Origin of the sequence: Haloarcula sp. K1 (genome assembly GCF_001647155.1) — an archaeon.
Lineage (GTDB): Archaea > Halobacteriota > Halobacteria > Halobacteriales > Haloarculaceae > Haloarcula > Haloarcula hispanica.
Map to the genome: position 1 here is coordinate 135,315 of NZ_LRHL01000004.1, position 15,623 is coordinate 150,937.

Sequence of the window (15,623 nt, forward strand, 5' to 3'; positions counted from 1 at the left end):
GTTGCTCCGCGCGGCTTTCTCCGGGTCGTCGTACGTGGGTGTGTTCGCCCGTGCGACCGACGATTGCGTGCTGGTTCGCCCAGACTTAGACGAATCGCTGCTCGACGACCTGAGCGACGAACTTGATGTGCCGGCCGTGCCGACGACCGTCGGCCGCTCCGGGACCGTCGGTGCGCTCGCGACCGGCAACGAGAACGGGCTGGTCGTCTCCGAACGCGTCCGTGAGACCGAAATCGAACGGATTCAGGACGTCGTCGACGTGCCCATCACCAGAATGCCCGGCCGGATCAACGCCGCCGGCAACGTCGTCTGCTGTAACGACTACGGCGCGTACGTCCACCCCGACCTCTCCAGAGACGCCGTGCAGGCAGTCAAAGACGGGCTTGACGTCCCGGTCGAACGCGGCGTCATCGCCGGTGTCACGACCGTCGGGACCGCCGCTGTCGCCACCAACAAGGGCGTGCTCTGTCATCCGAAGGCCACGGACGGCGAACTCGACGCCCTCGAGGACATCCTCGACGTGCCGGCCGACATCGGGACCATCAACTACGGTGGTCCGCTCGTCGGCTCCGGGTTGCTCGCCAACGACCACGGCTACGTCTGTGGCTCGGACACCTCCGGGCCGGAACTGGGCCGTATCGACGCGGCGCTCGGCTACATCGACTGACGCGGTTTTCATTCTGCCGCCCGCTCAGGACGGATGCTGGTGGCTGAGTTTCTCCGCCACCACGCTCGGAACGGGCAGTCCGCAGTCCCCACACGCCCAGGCCCGACTGGTTCCGCCCCGCTCCAGCGTCAGGTCCTGCCTGAATCGCAGGGCCGCACCGCACTCGCACTGGTAAGTCGTCTCGCTCATAGCTGGCTGTACGTATTGCCCCGGGAAATCCATCGGGGCCGGCAACCATGACAGCTCGTGTCAAAGAATAATATAGTGCGTCCCCAAACGTCACGTATGGTCCAGCGAACACCGACTGCGGAAGACCAGAACCGCCTCGTCTGCCGGAAGTGTGACTACTCGACAGGTGTGCTCCGGCCGTCCTGCCCGGAGTGTGGTGGTGATATGGTGTACGCGCCAGAACCCAGTGAATAGAGGTATTTCGCCCGTTTCTTGATATGTCGGTACCGGACTGCCCGGGTCTGAGAGTGGTGAATACTGGTTGGTTCTGTCGCGGACAGTTGCGTTACTGGAAAAAGGCGGAAGGGGAAGATACTTCCCTGCCCTGCCCGCATCTGCGTGTATGAGCACGTACACTGTTCGCGGTAGTTTCCCGGCCCGAGACGGCCCACAGGAGTTCGAGAAGGAGGTCGAGGCGCCAAACGAGAACGTCGCTGAGGAGCGCGTTTACAGCGACTTCGGCTCCCAGCACAACCTCAAGCGCACGCAGATCACAATCGAGGAGGTGGCAGCATGATGGGCGGTGGCGGCGGTGGCGGCGGTCAGATGCAGCAGGTCGCACAGGAAATCGAACAGATGGAGCAGGAAGTCGACGCCATCGACGAGGAAATCGAACGCCTCCGCGAGAAGCAGACGGACATCGACGAAGCCATCGAGGCCATCGAAACGCTCGACTCCGGCTCCACGGTGCAGGTCCCGCTCGGCGGCGACGCCTACATCCGCGCGACTATCGAGGACATCGACGAGGTTGTCGTCTCTCTCGGTGGCGGCTACTCCGCGGAGCGCGAGCAGGACGGCGCTGTCAGCACGCTGGAAACCAAGAAGGAGACGCTGGACGACCACATCAGCGACCTGCAGGAAGAGAAGGCCGAAGTCGAGACCGAGATGGAAGAGCTCGAACAGCAGGCCCAGCAGATGCAACAGCAGCAGATGCAGCAGATGATGCAACAGCAAGAGCAGGAAGACGAGTAAGGCCGCCATGTTCGACGGACTGAAGGACAAACTCAGCGGGTTCACGAGTGACGTCGAGGAGGACGTCGACGACGACGCACTCGAAGCGGAGGACGAACCGGACGCCGACGGGGCTGACGGGGAAGCAACTGCCGACCAGGCGGCCGACGCTGAGCCCGCAACGGACTCGCAGCCGTCCGAAGACGACACGCAGGCGGCTGCGGTCGAGAGCGACCAGCCACAGACTGGTTCTGAACCGCCGGCCGCTGACTCCGACGCGATAGACGAGCCAGCCACAGCGTCGTCTACGGCAGTCGAAGACGCGGATGAGGTCCCCGAGGAAGCTTCTCAGTCGGACGACACCGCAGTGACTGATGACGACTCGGCATCCGACACCGATTCGGAGTCCGAAGAAGACGACGACGACGGCCGCGGTCTCGCCGCGAAGGCGAAGCTCATGGCGACCGGGAAGACGGTTATCGAGGAGGAGGACTTACAGAGCCACCTCGACGACCTCGAACTGGCCCTGCTGTCGAGCGACGTGGAGATGAGCGTCGCCAACGAGATCCTCGACGGCGTCAAGGAGAACCTCACGGGTCAGACCCGCCGACGGCTCTCCAGCACGGGGAACCTCGTCCGGGACGCGCTCCGGGAGTCGCTGTACGACGTTATCAACGTCGGCCAGTTCGACTTCGACGAGCGCGTCCAGCAGGCAGACAAGCCGGTAACCATCGTGTTCACCGGGGTCAACGGCGTCGGCAAGACGACCTCGATAGCGAAACTCGCCCAGTACTTCGAGGAGCGCGGACTCTCGACGGTGCTCGCCAACGGCGACACCTACCGCGCCGGAGCGAACGAGCAACTGGAGAAACACGCCGAGAACCTCGACAAGAAGATCATCACCCACGAACAGGGGTCGGACCCGACGGCGGTCGTCTACGACGCCGTCGAGTACGCCAAGGCCAACGACATCGACGTGGTGCTGGGCGATACGGCCGGCCGACTCCACACTTCCGACGACCTAATGGCCCAACTGGAGAAGATCGACCGCAACATCGACCCGGACATGACGCTGTTCGTGGACGAGGCGGTCGCAGGTCAGGACGCCGTCAACCGGGCGCGCGAGTTCAACGATGCGGCCGAGATCGACGGGGCGATTCTGACGAAAGCCGACGCTGATCCGCAGGGTGGCGCGGCCATCTCTGTCGCGCACGTCACCGGCAAGCCGATCCTCTTCCTGGGGACCGGCCAGGACTACGGCGACCTCGAACCGTTCGACCCCGAGGAAATCGTCGACAGCCTCATCGGCGAGTAGGCCTCGGACTTCGCGGTTACTTTTGCTGCTACCTGCGGCACATGAGCGGCCATTGTCGACCCTGTTTGTGTAGAACCCGGCGAGTTCGCGCTCTTCCGACGGGAACGCACCGCGTGCGATGCGGCAAATACTGCCACTCCATCGCAGGTGTGGTCGTTTTCGCCGACAGGGGCGCGTTGAAGTCGTTTGCTGTTCATGACTGGTCCACACAGTATCGTAGCGTGATACCAATGCAGACGATCGAACGACGCGACGTTTCCGGCGATGTGAGGAATGGGGCTGACAGTGGTCCGGCAGAGGGAGCCACCGATGTCTGATGGACGCTACTGCCGGCAGGTCGCGCCGGCTGATGTCGCACCCGAACTCATCGTGCTGTCGTCGGGTGACCGTGGTCTCCCTGTTGACGAGACACGGCTCGTAACTGACGGAGGCGGACCGATACCCGGTGTTCCAGACGACGGCGGCGACAATTACGGCTGCGGGAGTTCCCGCGGGCATGGGGATGCTGCCCACTGCGTCCAGGTTATGACGTTGCTAAACGGCGACTGAGCGATTTTGACAACTAAAACGGCTGTCTGACTCACAACGCAGGGCCTGATATCGTGACCCGGGGACGAAGATACCTATGCGCTCGATAACCGCTCGGGAACAGTACGGATAGTTGTAACTCGGGTCTCGAACCACACCGCAACAGGCCGATGTTCGGCTATCGAGGTGTAGAACCACCCGTGAACTGGCCGAAATACCGGACTCGAACCATTCATGATCTGAAACAGATCGTTTATGTTTGCTTTGCGAACCGGCCCACCTTCGGGTGTTGCTAAGCCGTTCTGTCGGCTCTCCGTCAGACGCTTAGCAGGTCATTCATAAACTGTCCGGCTTCTCTTCGGGCAAACGCTATGGGACGACCCACATCTCGACGGAACGTTATCAAAATCGCAGGCGGCGCACTCGTGGCGCTGGCTGGCTGTAGTGACACTGGCGGCAGCGGTACGGAGACTGGCAGTGGCGGCGGTGCCGAAGCTCCGGGCACATCTACGGCAGCAGAGACTGACGCGATGACGGAAGCCGGTACGGAATCGCAGACGGAAACTGAAGCCCAGACCGAAGAAGGAACCGGGATGGATACCGAGACGGAACTGGGCGAGAACGAAACCGATGCTCTCGGAAACGAGACGGAGATGTCGGATACTGAAACAGATCTGCCCGGCAATGAGACCGGAGTACCGGGGAACGAAACTGAAATGCCTGGCAACGGGACCGAGGCTCCAGGCAACCAAACAGGCGTGCCCGGTAACGAAACGGAAAGACCAGAGAACGAAACTGGGACGGCCGGAAACGAGACTGCGGTTCCGGGCAACGAAACTGACCTGCCCGGCAATGAGACTGGAACGGCTGGGAACGAGACAGGCAACGAGACGACCGAGAACGACACCGGAACGTAAGCCGCTGCCGCCGTGCCGGGCCTCGTTCTGCTCGGCCGGGTGAGATTGTTGCTACTCTCGGGCGGCCTCGACGGCGTCGACGAACGCCGCGGCCTGTTCGCGGACGCCGTCCATGTCGTCATTCTCGATTGCCTCGTAGTTGACCAGCGCTGAGCCCGCGCCGACAGCGACCGCGCCGGCATCAAAGAACTCGTCGACGTTGTCGGTCGAGACGCCGCCGGTCGGCATAATCGGGACGTCGCCGAGCGGACCCTGCAGCGCGCCGATGTGTGCCGGGCCGACCGTTTTCGCCGGGAACATCTTCAGGATGTCCGCACCCGCCTCCATCGCGTCGGCGGCCTCCGTCGGCGTCATGACGCCGGGGATGGCGAGGACGCCCTCGCGATTGCACACGTCGATGACGTCCTCGTTGAGGTTCGGCGCGAGGACGAACTCCGCGCCGGCCTCGATGACGTTGCGGGCGGCGGCGGCGTCCATGACTGTGCCGGCCCCGATGATGGCGTCGGTGTCGTCCAGAGCCTTGTCGACCGCGGCGATCATGTCCGAGCAGCGCTTCGCGTCGGCCGTCAGTTCCAGCGCTGTGACGCCGCCTTCGTGGACGGCTGTCGCCACGTCGACCATCTTTTCCTCGGGAATCCCGCGCAGGACTGCCGTGACGCCGCTGTCGACCAGTTCCTGTTGTACCGCCTGTTTGCTCGTCATGGGCGCAACTGTGATGGGGTGGCTGAAAAGCGTGTCTGAACCGCCGAGCCCCCTCGCTACGTGTCGGGGTCGTACGGCAGCGCGATGTCGGTCGGCGGCGCGCCGACGCCGAGGACCGTGACTGGCTCGTCGGCGTCGGCGGGGTTGTGCGCGCGGTGTGGGCTCTCCGGCTCGGCGACGAACACCTCGTCGGCGGCGACCACGAACTCCCCGTCGGGCGTTTCGACGTGAAGCGTGCCCTTGAGCACGTAGAATAGTTCCTCGCGCGTCTCGTGGTAGTGGTAGGCCCGCGAGAGGTCTTCGCCGGGTGCCATCTCGTAGGTGGCCGCGTGGAGCGCGTGGAGTTCGGCGGCGTCGGAGACGCCGCGCCGGTCACAGGGGTAGTCCGCAGTTTCCGACAGGTCCTCGGGGTTGATCTGGTGATAGCCCATATCGTCGGTGGGGGCGTCGGCGGGCAAAAGCGTGACCACGGCGGGGCGTCAGGCGAACAGCCAGATCAGCACGGAGAGCGTTCCGATTGAGGCCACTGTCGAGGTGAAGACGTTCAGCGAGGCGAACGCGGCGTCGCCGCCGAGTTCCGTCGTGTAGACGTACGTCGACACCGCTGTCGGGGTGCCGAGCATCACGACCGCTGCGCCCAGCGCCGTCGCGTCCATCGATAGCGAGGAGTACACCAGCCACGCTAGCGCCGGCATCCACAGCACCTTCAGTCCGACGACGCTGACGGTCTTCTGCAGGTCCGCCACCGGGAGGTCCGTGTCGAGCGTCGCACCGATACACAGCAGGGCGACCGGGAGCGCCAGTTTGGCCGGCGGACCGAGCGCACCGACGAGTGGCTCCGGAACGGACAGCGACAGGACCGAGGCCGTGATGCCGGCCGCCAGCGCGATGAGCACCGGGTTCGTCACGAGTTTCCTGCACTCGCCCAGCAGCGAGGCGTCGCTGCCGTTGATGCGGACCAGCAGGAACACCGTCACCGGGACGTGGGTCACCGCGCCGATACCGAGGATGACGCTGGCGACGGCCGTCGCTTCGCTGCCCATCGTCGCTGCCACGAGCGGCAGCCCGAGAAACCCCATATTGCTGTGATACGACTGGACGACGGAGACGCTGCGGCGGTCGGGGGATTCCAGCCGCCGGTGGACGAGCCAGCCCAGCGTTATCGTCAGCGCGATGACGGCCCAGAAGCCCCCGAGTAACGCCGGCGAGATAATCTCCCGCAGCGGGCGGTTGTACGTGGACCGGAATATGAGCGCCGGCAGGGCGACAGTAAAGACGAGTGTGGTGAGGATATCCGTCCGCCGGTCGGTCAACAGCCCGAAGTGGCCGGCGGCGACGCCGGCCGAAAGAAAGGCGACCATGAATCCGAGCTGCCCGAGAACGGCCATATTGTCGACCAGTCGGTTCGACCTCTTCACCCTTTCGCCACCGGTAGACGTGGAATTAATCATGCAGATGCTGTCGCACACAGATAACACGTCTCGCCCGAAGATGGCCGGAAACGTGAGATGGACCTGCCGGTCGGCCCCGCTCCGATAGCAATGAGCGAATCAGCCTCAGCCGAACGGATACGGCAGTCATCCCAGCGGTTAGCGGGCGACAGCATGACAACAAGCCTTTACCCGCGCCGTCGCGTATCTCGCGCTAACAATGGTACTCGACGATCTTGGGAGTTCGCTCCGGGGGACACTTGATGACCTCCGGGGGAAGTCCCGGCTCTCCGAGGAGGACATCGAGGACATCGTCAAGGAGATTCAGCGGTCGCTGTTGCAGGCCGACGTGGACGTCGGGCTCGTACAGGACCTCTCTGACAGCATCGAGACGCGCGCGCTGGAGGAGGAACCGCCGGCGGGGACGACCCCACGCGATTGGGTCCTTCGGATCGTCTACGAGGAACTGGTCGACCTCGTTGGCGAGTCGACCGAACTACCGCTAGAAGAGCAGACCATCATGCTCGCCGGCCTGTACGGGTCGGGGAAGACGACCACGGCCGCGAAGATGGCGTGGTGGTTCTCGACGAAAGGGCTCCGGCCGGCTATCATCCAGACCGACACGGACCGGCCCGGCGCGTACGACCAGTCCAAGGAGATGGCCGAGCGCGCCGAGGTCGACTTCTACGGCGACCCCGACGAGGACGACCCCGTGAAGATCGCCCGGGACGGGCTGGAAGCGACGGCGAACGCGGACGTTCGCATCGTGGACACGGCGGGCCGTGACGGCCTGAACGAGGAGCTTATCGAACAGATCGAGCGCATCGAGCAGGAGGTCCAGCCCGACCGGGACCTGCTCGTGCTGGACGCGGCGATGGGCCAGAGCGCCAAGAGCCAGGCCGCCGACTTCGAGGCGGCGATTGGCATCGACGGCGTCGTCATCACGAAACTCGACGGGACGGCGAAAGGTGGCGGCGCGCTCGCCGCCGTCAACGAGACTGACTCCACCATCGCCTTCCTCGGCTCTGGGGAGACGGTCAAGGACATCGAGCGGTTCGAGCCCTCCGGGTTCATCTCGCGCCTGCTCGGGATGGGCGACCTCAAACAGCTCACCGAGCGCGTCGAGCGCGCGATGGAGGAAACCCAGGAAGGCGACGAGGAGGACTGGGACCCCGAGGACATGCTGGAGGGGCAGTTCACCCTCAAGGACATGCGAAAGCAGATGCAGACGATGAACAACATGGGGCCGCTGGACCAGGTGATGGACATGATTCCCGGGCTGGGCGGCGGGCTGATGGACCAGCTCCCCGACGACGCGATGGACGTGACCCAGGAGCGGATGCGGGACTTCGACGTCATCATGGACTCGATGACCGAGGAGGAACTGGAGAACCCCCGCGTCGTCGGCCAGTCCCGGACCAGGCGCATCTGTCGGGGCTCGGGCAAGCCCGAGGAGCGGGTGCGTGAACTCCTCCAGCAGCACAAGCAGATGGAGCAGATGCTCAAGCAGTTCCAGGGCATGGGCGACGGCGACATGGAGCGGATGATGAAACAGATGCAACAGGGCGGCGGAGGCGGCGGTGGCGGCATGGGTGGCATGGGTGGCGGCGGTATGGGGCCGTTCGGCGACTGACGCCGCTTTCTCGGTCCGCGCGACGTGAGACGCGACGGTATTTTTGATGATCTATGCTCGAAATCCGGGCCAGAACTAAGGGTTGGCCCGTCCTACGGATGAAGCGAGCATGTACGAAATTGTCGCTGGGATAGACAAAAGTGAGGCTCGTGGGACCGCCATCGCGGAAGCGATAACCGAAGTTCCGATGGACACCAGCCAGGTCCGTGTTACGCTGCTACACGACTTCGAGGAGAACCCCGAAGGCGCGTCCGTCGATCAGGTGGCCTCCGTGCGCCGGGCCCGGGAAGTCCTCGAGGAGGCAGGCGTCGAGGTGGCGCTGGAAGAGTCAAGCGGCGAACCGGCCGACGCGATCCTCCGCCTGGCTGACGAGCAGGACGCCGACATGATTGTCGTCGCCGGACGCAAGCGGACGCCGACGGGCAAGGTGCTGTTCGGCAGTGTCACGCAGAGCGTGATTCTCGGCACGGATCGCTCCGTGCTGGTCTGCAGCGGCGAAGAGGAGTAACGCCGCAGTCAGACGCCGTACACTTCCTCGACCCGTTCAGCGAGCGGCGACGGGTCCGTCCGGCCAGTGATCCGCTCGACGGGCTCGCCGTCCTCGAACAGCACGACGGCGGGTGCCGCGTTGACACCGACCGACTGACAGAACTCCGGGGACCGCTCGCCGGCGAGGCCACCGACTGGAACGCCCTCAGGGAACGCGGCCAGCACGTCGTCTAATTCCTCTTTCATCGCTTCGCAGGGCTCACAGAACAGTTTCCACACGGTGACGACACACCGGTCGTGGGTGTCGACGAAGGCCGCGTAGCTGTCGTCGTCGAGGTGTTCGACCGCGTCGGGGACCGGCGTCTCCGGACCTAGCTCGGTCGCCATCTGTGCCATCGTCGTCAGCTCCACGGTGGTGTACGAGTCGTCGACGTTCGACCGCAGGGTCAGGAACGTGGCGAACTCCTCGCGCGACACGTCGAGTTCGTCGACCCGCTCGGCCGCTTCGGCGGCCGAATCGAGGCCGAACACGTCGGCGACGGACTCGTGGAACTCCGTGTCGCCCATCGTCACGTAGGTGTCGTAGTACACCTCGCGGTCGGCCTCGAACGCTTCCGTCGTGCTGACTTCGTCCGTTTCCTCGTCGATGACGACGACACCTTCCGATTGCAGTGCGTCGAGTAACGCTTCGGGGGACTGTGTTTGGGACATTTAGACACCTAGGTACTTGTCGCGGGTCTCTTGGTCGTTCTGCAGTTCCTCGGCCGGTCCCTCGAAGACCACTTGCCCGCGGTCCAGCACGTAACACCGGTCGGCGATTTTCATCGCCGCCACGGCGTTTTGTTCGACCAGCAGTATCGTCGTACCGTCTTCGCTGATGCGTTCGATGGCATTCTCGACGGACTGGATGATCTGCGGAGCAAGCCCCTCATATGGCTCATCGAGCATCAACAGGTCGGTGCTCTGATGGAGCGCGCGGGCGATTGCGAGCATCTGCTGTTCGCCGCCCGAGAGTGTTCCGGCTTTCTGGGAGCGTCGTTCGTCGAGTCTCGGGAAGTACTCGTAGATTTCCGCCGTCGACATCCCTTCGTCGCGGAAATCGAGCTTCCGCCGCCAGGTGTTCGTCTTGTTGCGGACGGTGTCCGCGAGGTGCAGGTTCTCCGCGACAGTGAGATCGGTGAACACGCGCCGTTCTTCCGGGACCAGCGAGATGCCGCGGACGGCGATGTCCTCTGGCGGGTCGTTGGTGATGTTCGTTCCGTCGAACTGGATCGTGCCGCTCCGGACGTCGGGCGGCGTCGCCCCGGAGATACACCGGAGCGTCGAGGTCTTCCCCGCTCCGTTGCGGCCCAGCAGGGCCGTGATCTCGCCGTCGTCGACGTTCATCGATACGTCCTGAATGATGTGGCTCTCGCCGTAGTAGCCGTTGATGTTGTCCACGTCGAGCAGCGTCATTCTTCGACACCTCCGAGGTACGCTTCCTGCACAGCGGGGTCGTCCTGCACTTGGTCGGGGGTCCCCTTCGCGATGACTGACCCGCGGTTGAGGACGATGATACGGTCGGAGATGTCGAAGACGATCTCCATGTCGTGTTCGACCAGCAGGAAGGTCAGGTCGAGTTCATCCTTGACTCGCTTGATCAGGTCGACGGTCGATTTCGTCTCCTCGGGGCTCATCCCGGCGGTCGGCTCGTCCATCAGCAGCATATCCGGTTCGGCGGCCAGCGCAATGCCGAGTTCGAGCCGGCGCTTGTTCCCGTAGTCGAGGCTATCAGCCTGGTTCTCGCGCTCGTCGTACAGCCCGACTGATTCGAGGACCTCGTTCGCCAGTTCGTCGACCGCCGGATAGCTGTTCTGGTTCCGGAAGAAGTTGAACCGGAACGAGCCGTGCTCGGCCGCCAGCGCCGCGATAGTCGCGTTCTCCTTGACGGTCAGTTCGGGGAAGATAGAGGCCGTCTGGAAGGACTTGCTCATCCCCCGCTGGACGACCTCGTGTGGGTCCATTCCGATGATGGAATCCCCTTGGAACGCGATCTCGCCGTAGCTCGGTTCGAGCCGTCTGGTGACGAGGTTGATGAACGTCGATTTCCCCGCGCCGTTGGGTCCGATGAGGCTCACGCCTTCACCCTGTTCTATTTCCAGGTCCACTTCGTCGACGGCCGTGAGGCCGCCGAACTGCTTGGTGAGCCGCTCCGTTTTGAGGACTGTCATTCGTCCTCACCTCCGACGACCATGTCACGAACGTAGTCGATACCGCCCCAGATTCCGTTCGGGAAGAGGACGACGGCGACGACGAACACGATGCCGAGAATGAGGTGCCAGAACGGGCCGAGCGTCTCGAACCCGCTGACGATATTCTCGATGTACAGGTACAGGCCAGCACCGAACAGCGGCCCGAACAGTGACCCGACGCCGCCGAGCACAGTCATGATGACGATGCGCCCGGACTCGGTCCAGTACAGCGACTGCAGGGGGACGTAGTTCCCCTCGATGGTGAACAGGCTCCCGGCGATGCCGGCGAAGGCCGCCGAGATGATGAACGCCATGAGCTTGTACCGCCAGACGTCCAGCCCGACGAACTCCGCTCGGCGCTCGTTCTCCCGAATCGCGCGGAACACGGTCCCGTACGGCGAGTGCAGGATGCGGTTTGCCATCGCGACCGACAGCACAGTCATGACGGCGACGAACACGTACAGCATGTTGTCGACCAGCATCGACAGCGGGAACGGCACCCCGCCGTGGATGTCGATGACGCCCAGCAGGTGGCCGATATCCACGGAGGTGAACCCGTTCTCACCGTTCGTGAGGAACGCCAGCGGCGACGCCGCCAGATAGAAGGACATCTGGCCGAACGTCAGCGTCAGGATGGCGAAGTAAATCCCGCCGCGGCGCAGCGACAGGAAACCGACGATCCACGCTACCAACACTGCAAACACCGTGCCGGCGAGCAACACTAGCAGCGGCGAGCTGCTCACGCTCGCGCTGAAGATACCGGCGGCGTAGGCCGCGCCGCCGAAGAAGACGGCGTGGCCGAACGACAGCAGGCCGGTGTACCCCAGCAAGATGTCGAATCCGACGGCGAAGATGCCGTAGATGAGTATTAGCGTCGCCAGCTGCGTGTAGCCGTTGAGGAAGTTGTTGAACAGGAACGGGAAGACGGCCACACCCACGACCGTGAGCAGCACCGTCGATATCTCCCGGTCGCGGAAGCTGGCCCAGCGGTCACCGAGACCGCCGGTGACCTCCGCCTCGGCGTCGGCCGCCGCCGTGGCAGTCGCGTCGCGCGGTTCGTCGCTCACGAGACATCAACCTCCGAGCCCAGCAGCCCCTGTGGACGCACCAGCAGGATTATCGCCGCGAGCGCGTAGATGCCGACCTGGCTCCAGGCGGCGTAGCCGGTCTGGATTAAGAGTACCTGCAGCGTCCCGAGCATCAGCCCGGCCACGACGGCCCCTTCTATCTTCCCGACGCCGCCGATAACGACGGTCAGGAACGCCGGCACCAACTGTTCAGTGCCGATGTTGGGGTTGACGTTGGCGAGCGGGCCGCCGACGACGCCGGCCACGCCGGCGAGGGCGGCACCGATGCCGAAGACGACGAGGTACGGCCGGCTCAGTTTAATTCCCAGGAGGCGAACCATCTCGTCGTCGAGGGTACCGGCCTGAACGATGAGGCCGAAGTCAGTGTACTCGACGAGGGCGTACACGCCCAGAACGAGGACTGCCGTAATCGCGATGACGCCGAGTCGCCAGCGCGGGAAGTTCCCGACGACAGGCAGCGCGATGGGACCGGATGCCCACGAGGGCTGTGGGAACGGCTGGCTGTTCCCGCCGAGCATCGCTCTGAGCAGTTCCTGGACGATGATTGCGAGTCCGAACGTGACGAGAATCTGGTCGGTGTCGGGGCGGTCGTAGAACGCCTGTGCAAGGAAGCGCTCCATCAGGAGGCCGATAACGAACACGACAATCGGCACGATGACCAGTGCAGCAATGAATCCCAGTCCGATGCCGTATGACTGGATGCCCCATTCTACCAGTTGGCCGTCATTCAATGGAACACTTCCAGTTATGAACAGCCCCAGATACGCACCGACGAGGTACAGTGCCCCGTGCGCGAAGTTAACGAATTTTAGCGTCCCGAGGATAATCGACAGTCCGACCGCGAGCAGGACGTAAATCGCGCCCTGTTGCAACCCATTCAATAAGATGGTGAGGATGTCCGCGAGTAGCGTCACGCCGGATCCCCCCCACCGCACTCTTCTCGTACTCTCTGCGTATTCCTAATCATGCTAGTTTTTGTGTATCAAGTAAGGCAACCTCATGCACTATAAATCATGAGGGGTACGGTCCCCTGCCCGGATTCTGCCCTATTCGTCGCCGTACTCGCCGAGTTCACACTCCGCGGCCGGTCCGGAATCGCACCCGTATCCGACGTCGTCTCGGGACGTGATCTCGACAATCTCGATGAAGTTCCCGTCGCCTTGCTCGCTCTCCGGCAGCCCTTGTGCGACCGGAATGTCACGCTGGGCCTGGTGGTCGCAGGCACGCATCGTCTCCTGACCCATGCCGATGTTGCTGTACTCGTAGTCCTCCAGTTGGCGGATGACCTCCGGCGGGTAGAACGTGCCCGCTCGTTCGGCGGCGGCCGCGTACTGGAGCGTCTGGGCGTAGGCGAGCTGGGCCGGACCGGACGGGACGCGGTCGTACTCGTCCTGGAAGGCCTGCGTGAACGCGTTCGACGCCTCGTTGTCGATCTGGGAGTCCCAGGCGATCGTTCCGTAGATGCCTTCGATGGAGCCACCGGCGGCCTGTGCCATCGGGCGGTTGTACAGCGGGACGACGAGTTCCATGTCCTCGTCGATACCGGCATCGACGGCCTGCGAGACGGAGTTCGCGCCGTCCAGCCCGTAGTGGTTCAGGACGAGCACGTCCGCGCCGCTGTTTGCGGCCTCCGAGAGATACGAGGAGAAGTCGCTGGTCCCGAGCGGCGTCGGCACGCTGTCGACCTCTTCCCAGCCGATCTCCGAGAGGAACTGGTTCATCGAGTCCTGTTGGGTCTGGCCCCAGGAGTAGTCGGCGTACAGCTGGTAGAACTCGTTGTCCGAGCCGTACTCGCTTTCAAGCACCGGCGCGAGTGCCTGCCCGGTCATGTACGCGTTGAACATCTCTCGGAACCCGTACCGGGCGCAGTCTTTGCCGGTCGTGTCGTTCGAGTGCGTCAGACAGGCCATGAACATGACGTTCTGCGACTGACAGAGGCCCTGCACGGCGATGGCCACTGCGCTGGAAGAGCCGCCCGAGATCATCACCACGTCGTCCCGGTTTATCATCCGCGAGGCGGCCTGTCGAGCGGTATCGGCGTCGGTCGCCGTGTCGCCGTTCACCGAATCGACCGTGTACCCGAGGACGCCGTCGCCGCTGAGGTCCTCGAAGCTGTCCACCCAGCCACCCCCGTTGTTGAGGTGCTTCTGGGCGAGTTCGTACGCCCGTAGTTCGTCCTGGCCCTCTGAGGAGTAGGGCCCGGACTGTGGAACGTTGAACCCGAACGTGACCGTGTCGCCCTCGACCGGGAAGTTCCCGAGCGACGGGTAGTCGTCGCCACCGTCGCCGCCACCGTCGCCACCATCGCCGCCATCGCCGCCACCATCGCCACCGTCGCCACCGGAACAACCGGCCAGTCCCGTCAGCCCCGCCACACCTGCAACGCCCGTACTCTTCAGCAACTGTCGTCGGTTGACCGTACTGCCATTAGTTGGCATGTTCCATACGGTGGTTCAATCTATCATAATAGTTTCGGTAGGTTAACCAACGGTTTCACATCCATGCACTGACAGATATCGGCTAAATGGCGATCCGTAGACTTATTCCGATCTGGTTGGTTTGCTAGAGCATGGCGAGGAATCTGCGTCGGCAGTTACTCGTCTTCATCGTCGTCGTTACCGCGGGCTGTGGGGGGTTCGGGTTCAGCGGCGGCGACGACTCGGCGACGCCGGTGACGCCCGCCCCGGTGCCGACCGACTCCGCGACCACGTATCCGGCCGGCGTCGGGGCGACGGGCGTCACCAGCCCATCTCTGCTCGGTTCCGCACACGGTGACCGTCTCAACGGAACCGGGTACACGCTGACGATGAACCGGACCGTCAGATATGCAAACGGGTCGTTGCGATCCCACCTCCGAGTCCAGGTCGTGCTGGACGCGAACCGGACACACCTCGCCAACGTCACTGTCCGCGGCCCTGCCGCCCCGGTGCTCCTCGGTCGGCCGCCGGCGACCGCGTCGTTCTGGTCCGACGGCGATACGTATCTCCGCCGACTCGTGCGCGACAACCAGACGATCTACAACGAGTACGACCCGCCGGACAGCTACGCCGGAACGTGGCGGTACTGGGTTCACGCCGCCGCGTTGAACGGCCGTCCGGCCGCCGACGTCACTCGGACCGTTGCCCCGTTCCACACCCGGACCTTGCAGCCCCAGCAGTCAGACGGGACCACCTACGTCATCAGAGGGGACCGGCTACGGGAGAACACCTCGTCGACAGCGTGGGCGTCCCGGGAGAACGCGACGCTCGTCGCCCACGTCACGCAGTCGGGCCTTGTCCGGCACTACCGGACCGAGTATACGACGCTCACGGACGGCGACGAACCAGTCACTGTAACCAGAACTGTCAGGTTTACCGCGGTCGGCAACACGACGGTCGGACCGCCGCCGTGGCGTGACAGGGCGCAGTCGACCGGTTGAGGGCGCGCCAGCGCTATCAGGGGGCT

The 15,623-nt window shown here is 63.9% G+C and carries 20 protein-coding genes; 10 read left to right on the top strand and 10 right to left on the bottom strand.

The features are described 5' to 3' along the window. Position 1: 1 nt before the first annotated feature. Complete coding sequence (locus AV929_RS02580) at positions 2-667, top strand: translation initiation factor IF-6 (protein WP_064287345.1); 666 nt, start codon at positions 2-4, stop codon at positions 665-667. 24 nt (positions 668-691) lie between these two features. Here AV929_RS02580 and AV929_RS22175 read toward each other — a convergent pair whose 3' ends face one another. Beyond that, positions 692-856 (bottom strand): hypothetical protein, encoded by a 165-nt coding sequence (locus tag AV929_RS22175; RefSeq protein WP_023843110.1) that lies wholly within the window; start codon positions 854-856, stop codon positions 692-694. Positions 857-952: 96 nt separating this feature from the next. Between AV929_RS22175 and AV929_RS22180 the strand changes: the two genes are divergently transcribed. The 6 genes from AV929_RS22180 to AV929_RS02600 all read left to right on the top strand — a co-directional run bounded on the left by AV929_RS22180 (position 953) and on the right by AV929_RS02600 (position 4,606). Next, a complete protein-coding gene (locus AV929_RS22180; RefSeq protein WP_196219967.1) occupies positions 953-1,090 on the top strand; it encodes a hypothetical protein in 138 nt (45 codons plus the stop codon). Positions 1,091-1,238: 148 nt separating this feature from the next. Beyond that, a complete protein-coding gene (gene rpl18a, locus AV929_RS02585; RefSeq protein WP_004518350.1) occupies positions 1,239-1,412 on the top strand; it encodes a 50S ribosomal protein L18Ae in 174 nt (57 codons plus the stop codon). After that, positions 1,409-1,867, top strand: a complete 459-nt coding sequence (pfdA, locus tag AV929_RS02590) for a prefoldin subunit alpha (RefSeq protein WP_064287347.1) — start codon at positions 1,409-1,411, stop codon at positions 1,865-1,867. The genes rpl18a and pfdA overlap by 4 nt, the downstream gene beginning before the upstream one ends. Positions 1,868-1,874: 7 nt before the next feature. Next, complete coding sequence (gene ftsY, locus AV929_RS02595; protein ID WP_064287349.1) at positions 1,875-3,161, top strand: signal recognition particle-docking protein FtsY; 1,287 nt, start codon at positions 1,875-1,877, stop codon at positions 3,159-3,161. Between the two features lie 309 nt (positions 3,162-3,470). Next, positions 3,471-3,710 (top strand): hypothetical protein, encoded by a 240-nt coding sequence (locus AV929_RS21190; protein WP_129755952.1) that lies wholly within the window; start codon positions 3,471-3,473, stop codon positions 3,708-3,710. Positions 3,711-4,060: 350 nt separating this feature from the next. Next, entirely contained in the window at positions 4,061-4,606 is a 546-nt protein-coding gene (locus tag AV929_RS02600) for a hypothetical protein (protein ID WP_064287351.1), read from the top strand. A gap of 51 nt (positions 4,607-4,657) precedes the next feature. Here the strand turns inward: AV929_RS02600 and AV929_RS02605 are convergent, their stop codons facing one another. Genes AV929_RS02605 through AV929_RS02615 form a run of 3 tightly spaced genes read right to left on the bottom strand, consistent with a single transcriptional unit; the run spans position 4,658 to position 6,696 of the window. Then, complete coding sequence (locus AV929_RS02605; protein WP_004964639.1) at positions 4,658-5,308, bottom strand: bifunctional 4-hydroxy-2-oxoglutarate aldolase/2-dehydro-3-deoxy-phosphogluconate aldolase; 651 nt, start codon at positions 5,306-5,308, stop codon at positions 4,658-4,660. Positions 5,309-5,364: 56 nt separating this feature from the next. After that, positions 5,365-5,739, bottom strand: a complete 375-nt coding sequence (locus AV929_RS02610) for a cupin domain-containing protein (protein ID WP_064287353.1) — start codon at positions 5,737-5,739, stop codon at positions 5,365-5,367. Between the two features lie 48 nt (positions 5,740-5,787). After that, positions 5,788-6,696, bottom strand: coding sequence for an AEC family transporter (locus tag AV929_RS02615; protein ID WP_064287376.1), 909 nt, complete (start codon positions 6,694-6,696; stop codon positions 5,788-5,790). 262 nt (positions 6,697-6,958) lie between these two features. Between AV929_RS02615 and AV929_RS02620 the strand changes: the two genes are divergently transcribed. Next, positions 6,959-8,371: a signal recognition particle protein Srp54 gene (locus tag AV929_RS02620; RefSeq protein ID WP_014039382.1), complete on the top strand. Its 1,413-nt coding sequence runs from the start codon at positions 6,959-6,961 to the stop codon at positions 8,369-8,371. A 109-nt stretch (positions 8,372-8,480) separates the two neighbouring features. Further along, on the top strand, positions 8,481-8,879 hold the full coding sequence (locus tag AV929_RS02625) for a universal stress protein (RefSeq protein ID WP_014039383.1): 399 nt from the start codon (positions 8,481-8,483) through the stop codon (positions 8,877-8,879). A gap of 8 nt (positions 8,880-8,887) precedes the next feature. Here AV929_RS02625 and AV929_RS02630 read toward each other — a convergent pair whose 3' ends face one another. The 6 genes from AV929_RS02630 to AV929_RS02655 form a co-directional block, all read right to left on the bottom strand. Then, entirely contained in the window at positions 8,888-9,571 is a 684-nt protein-coding gene (locus tag AV929_RS02630) for a co-chaperone YbbN (protein ID WP_064287356.1), read from the bottom strand. Next, on the bottom strand, positions 9,572-10,315 hold the full coding sequence (locus AV929_RS02635) for an ABC transporter ATP-binding protein (protein WP_014039385.1): 744 nt from the start codon (positions 10,313-10,315) through the stop codon (positions 9,572-9,574). It abuts the gene before it with no gap. Then, entirely contained in the window at positions 10,312-11,070 is a 759-nt protein-coding gene (locus tag AV929_RS02640; RefSeq protein WP_014039386.1) for an ABC transporter ATP-binding protein, read from the bottom strand. Before AV929_RS02640 ends, AV929_RS02635 begins: the two co-directional genes overlap by 4 nt. Next, positions 11,067-12,158 (bottom strand): branched-chain amino acid ABC transporter permease, encoded by a 1,092-nt coding sequence (locus tag AV929_RS02645; protein ID WP_064287357.1) that lies wholly within the window; start codon positions 12,156-12,158, stop codon positions 11,067-11,069. Before AV929_RS02645 ends, AV929_RS02640 begins: the two co-directional genes overlap by 4 nt. Beyond that, positions 12,155-13,093 (bottom strand): branched-chain amino acid ABC transporter permease, encoded by a 939-nt coding sequence (locus AV929_RS02650; RefSeq protein ID WP_014039388.1) that lies wholly within the window; start codon positions 13,091-13,093, stop codon positions 12,155-12,157. Before AV929_RS02650 ends, AV929_RS02645 begins: the two co-directional genes overlap by 4 nt. A gap of 132 nt (positions 13,094-13,225) precedes the next feature. Next, on the bottom strand, positions 13,226-14,617 hold the full coding sequence (locus AV929_RS02655) for a substrate-binding protein (protein WP_014039389.1): 1,392 nt from the start codon (positions 14,615-14,617) through the stop codon (positions 13,226-13,228). Positions 14,618-14,748: 131 nt separating this feature from the next. On the opposite strand from AV929_RS02655, the gene AV929_RS02660 reads away from it, so the two are divergent. Next, positions 14,749-15,597, top strand: a complete 849-nt coding sequence (locus AV929_RS02660; RefSeq protein WP_014039390.1) for a hypothetical protein — start codon at positions 14,749-14,751, stop codon at positions 15,595-15,597. Positions 15,598-15,623 lie beyond the last annotated feature (26 nt).

What these genes read in the sequence shown, in the direction of transcription:
- AV929_RS22175 (WP_023843110.1), bottom strand. Translation starts at nt 856, where the DNA reads ATGAGCGAGACGACTTACCAGTGCGAGTGCGGTGCGGCCCTGCGATTC.
- AV929_RS22180 (WP_196219967.1), top strand. Translation starts at nt 953, where the DNA reads ATGGTCCAGCGAACACCGACTGCGGAAGACCAGAACCGCCTCGTCTGC.
- rpl18a (WP_004518350.1), top strand. Translation starts at nt 1,239, where the DNA reads ATGAGCACGTACACTGTTCGCGGTAGTTTCCCGGCCCGAGACGGCCCA.
- pfdA (WP_064287347.1), top strand. Translation starts at nt 1,409, where the DNA reads ATGATGGGCGGTGGCGGCGGTGGCGGCGGTCAGATGCAGCAGGTCGCA.
- ftsY (WP_064287349.1), top strand. Translation starts at nt 1,875, where the DNA reads ATGTTCGACGGACTGAAGGACAAACTCAGCGGGTTCACGAGTGACGTC.
- AV929_RS21190 (WP_129755952.1), top strand. Translation starts at nt 3,471, where the DNA reads ATGTCTGATGGACGCTACTGCCGGCAGGTCGCGCCGGCTGATGTCGCA.
- AV929_RS02600 (WP_064287351.1), top strand. Translation starts at nt 4,061, where the DNA reads ATGGGACGACCCACATCTCGACGGAACGTTATCAAAATCGCAGGCGGC.
- AV929_RS02605 (WP_004964639.1), bottom strand. Translation starts at nt 5,308, where the DNA reads ATGACGAGCAAACAGGCGGTACAACAGGAACTGGTCGACAGCGGCGTC.
- AV929_RS02610 (WP_064287353.1), bottom strand. Translation starts at nt 5,739, where the DNA reads ATGGGCTATCACCAGATCAACCCCGAGGACCTGTCGGAAACTGCGGAC.
- AV929_RS02615 (WP_064287376.1), bottom strand. Translation starts at nt 6,696, where the DNA reads ATGGCCGTTCTCGGGCAGCTCGGATTCATGGTCGCCTTTCTTTCGGCC.
- AV929_RS02620 (WP_014039382.1), top strand. Translation starts at nt 6,959, where the DNA reads ATGGTACTCGACGATCTTGGGAGTTCGCTCCGGGGGACACTTGATGAC.
- AV929_RS02625 (WP_014039383.1), top strand. Translation starts at nt 8,481, where the DNA reads ATGTACGAAATTGTCGCTGGGATAGACAAAAGTGAGGCTCGTGGGACC.
- AV929_RS02630 (WP_064287356.1), bottom strand. Translation starts at nt 9,571, where the DNA reads ATGTCCCAAACACAGTCCCCCGAAGCGTTACTCGACGCACTGCAATCG.
- AV929_RS02635 (WP_014039385.1), bottom strand. Translation starts at nt 10,315, where the DNA reads ATGACGCTGCTCGACGTGGACAACATCAACGGCTACTACGGCGAGAGC.
- AV929_RS02640 (WP_014039386.1), bottom strand. Translation starts at nt 11,070, where the DNA reads ATGACAGTCCTCAAAACGGAGCGGCTCACCAAGCAGTTCGGCGGCCTC.
- AV929_RS02655 (WP_014039389.1), bottom strand. Translation starts at nt 14,617, where the DNA reads ATGCCAACTAATGGCAGTACGGTCAACCGACGACAGTTGCTGAAGAGT.
- AV929_RS02660 (WP_014039390.1), top strand. Translation starts at nt 14,749, where the DNA reads ATGGCGAGGAATCTGCGTCGGCAGTTACTCGTCTTCATCGTCGTCGTT.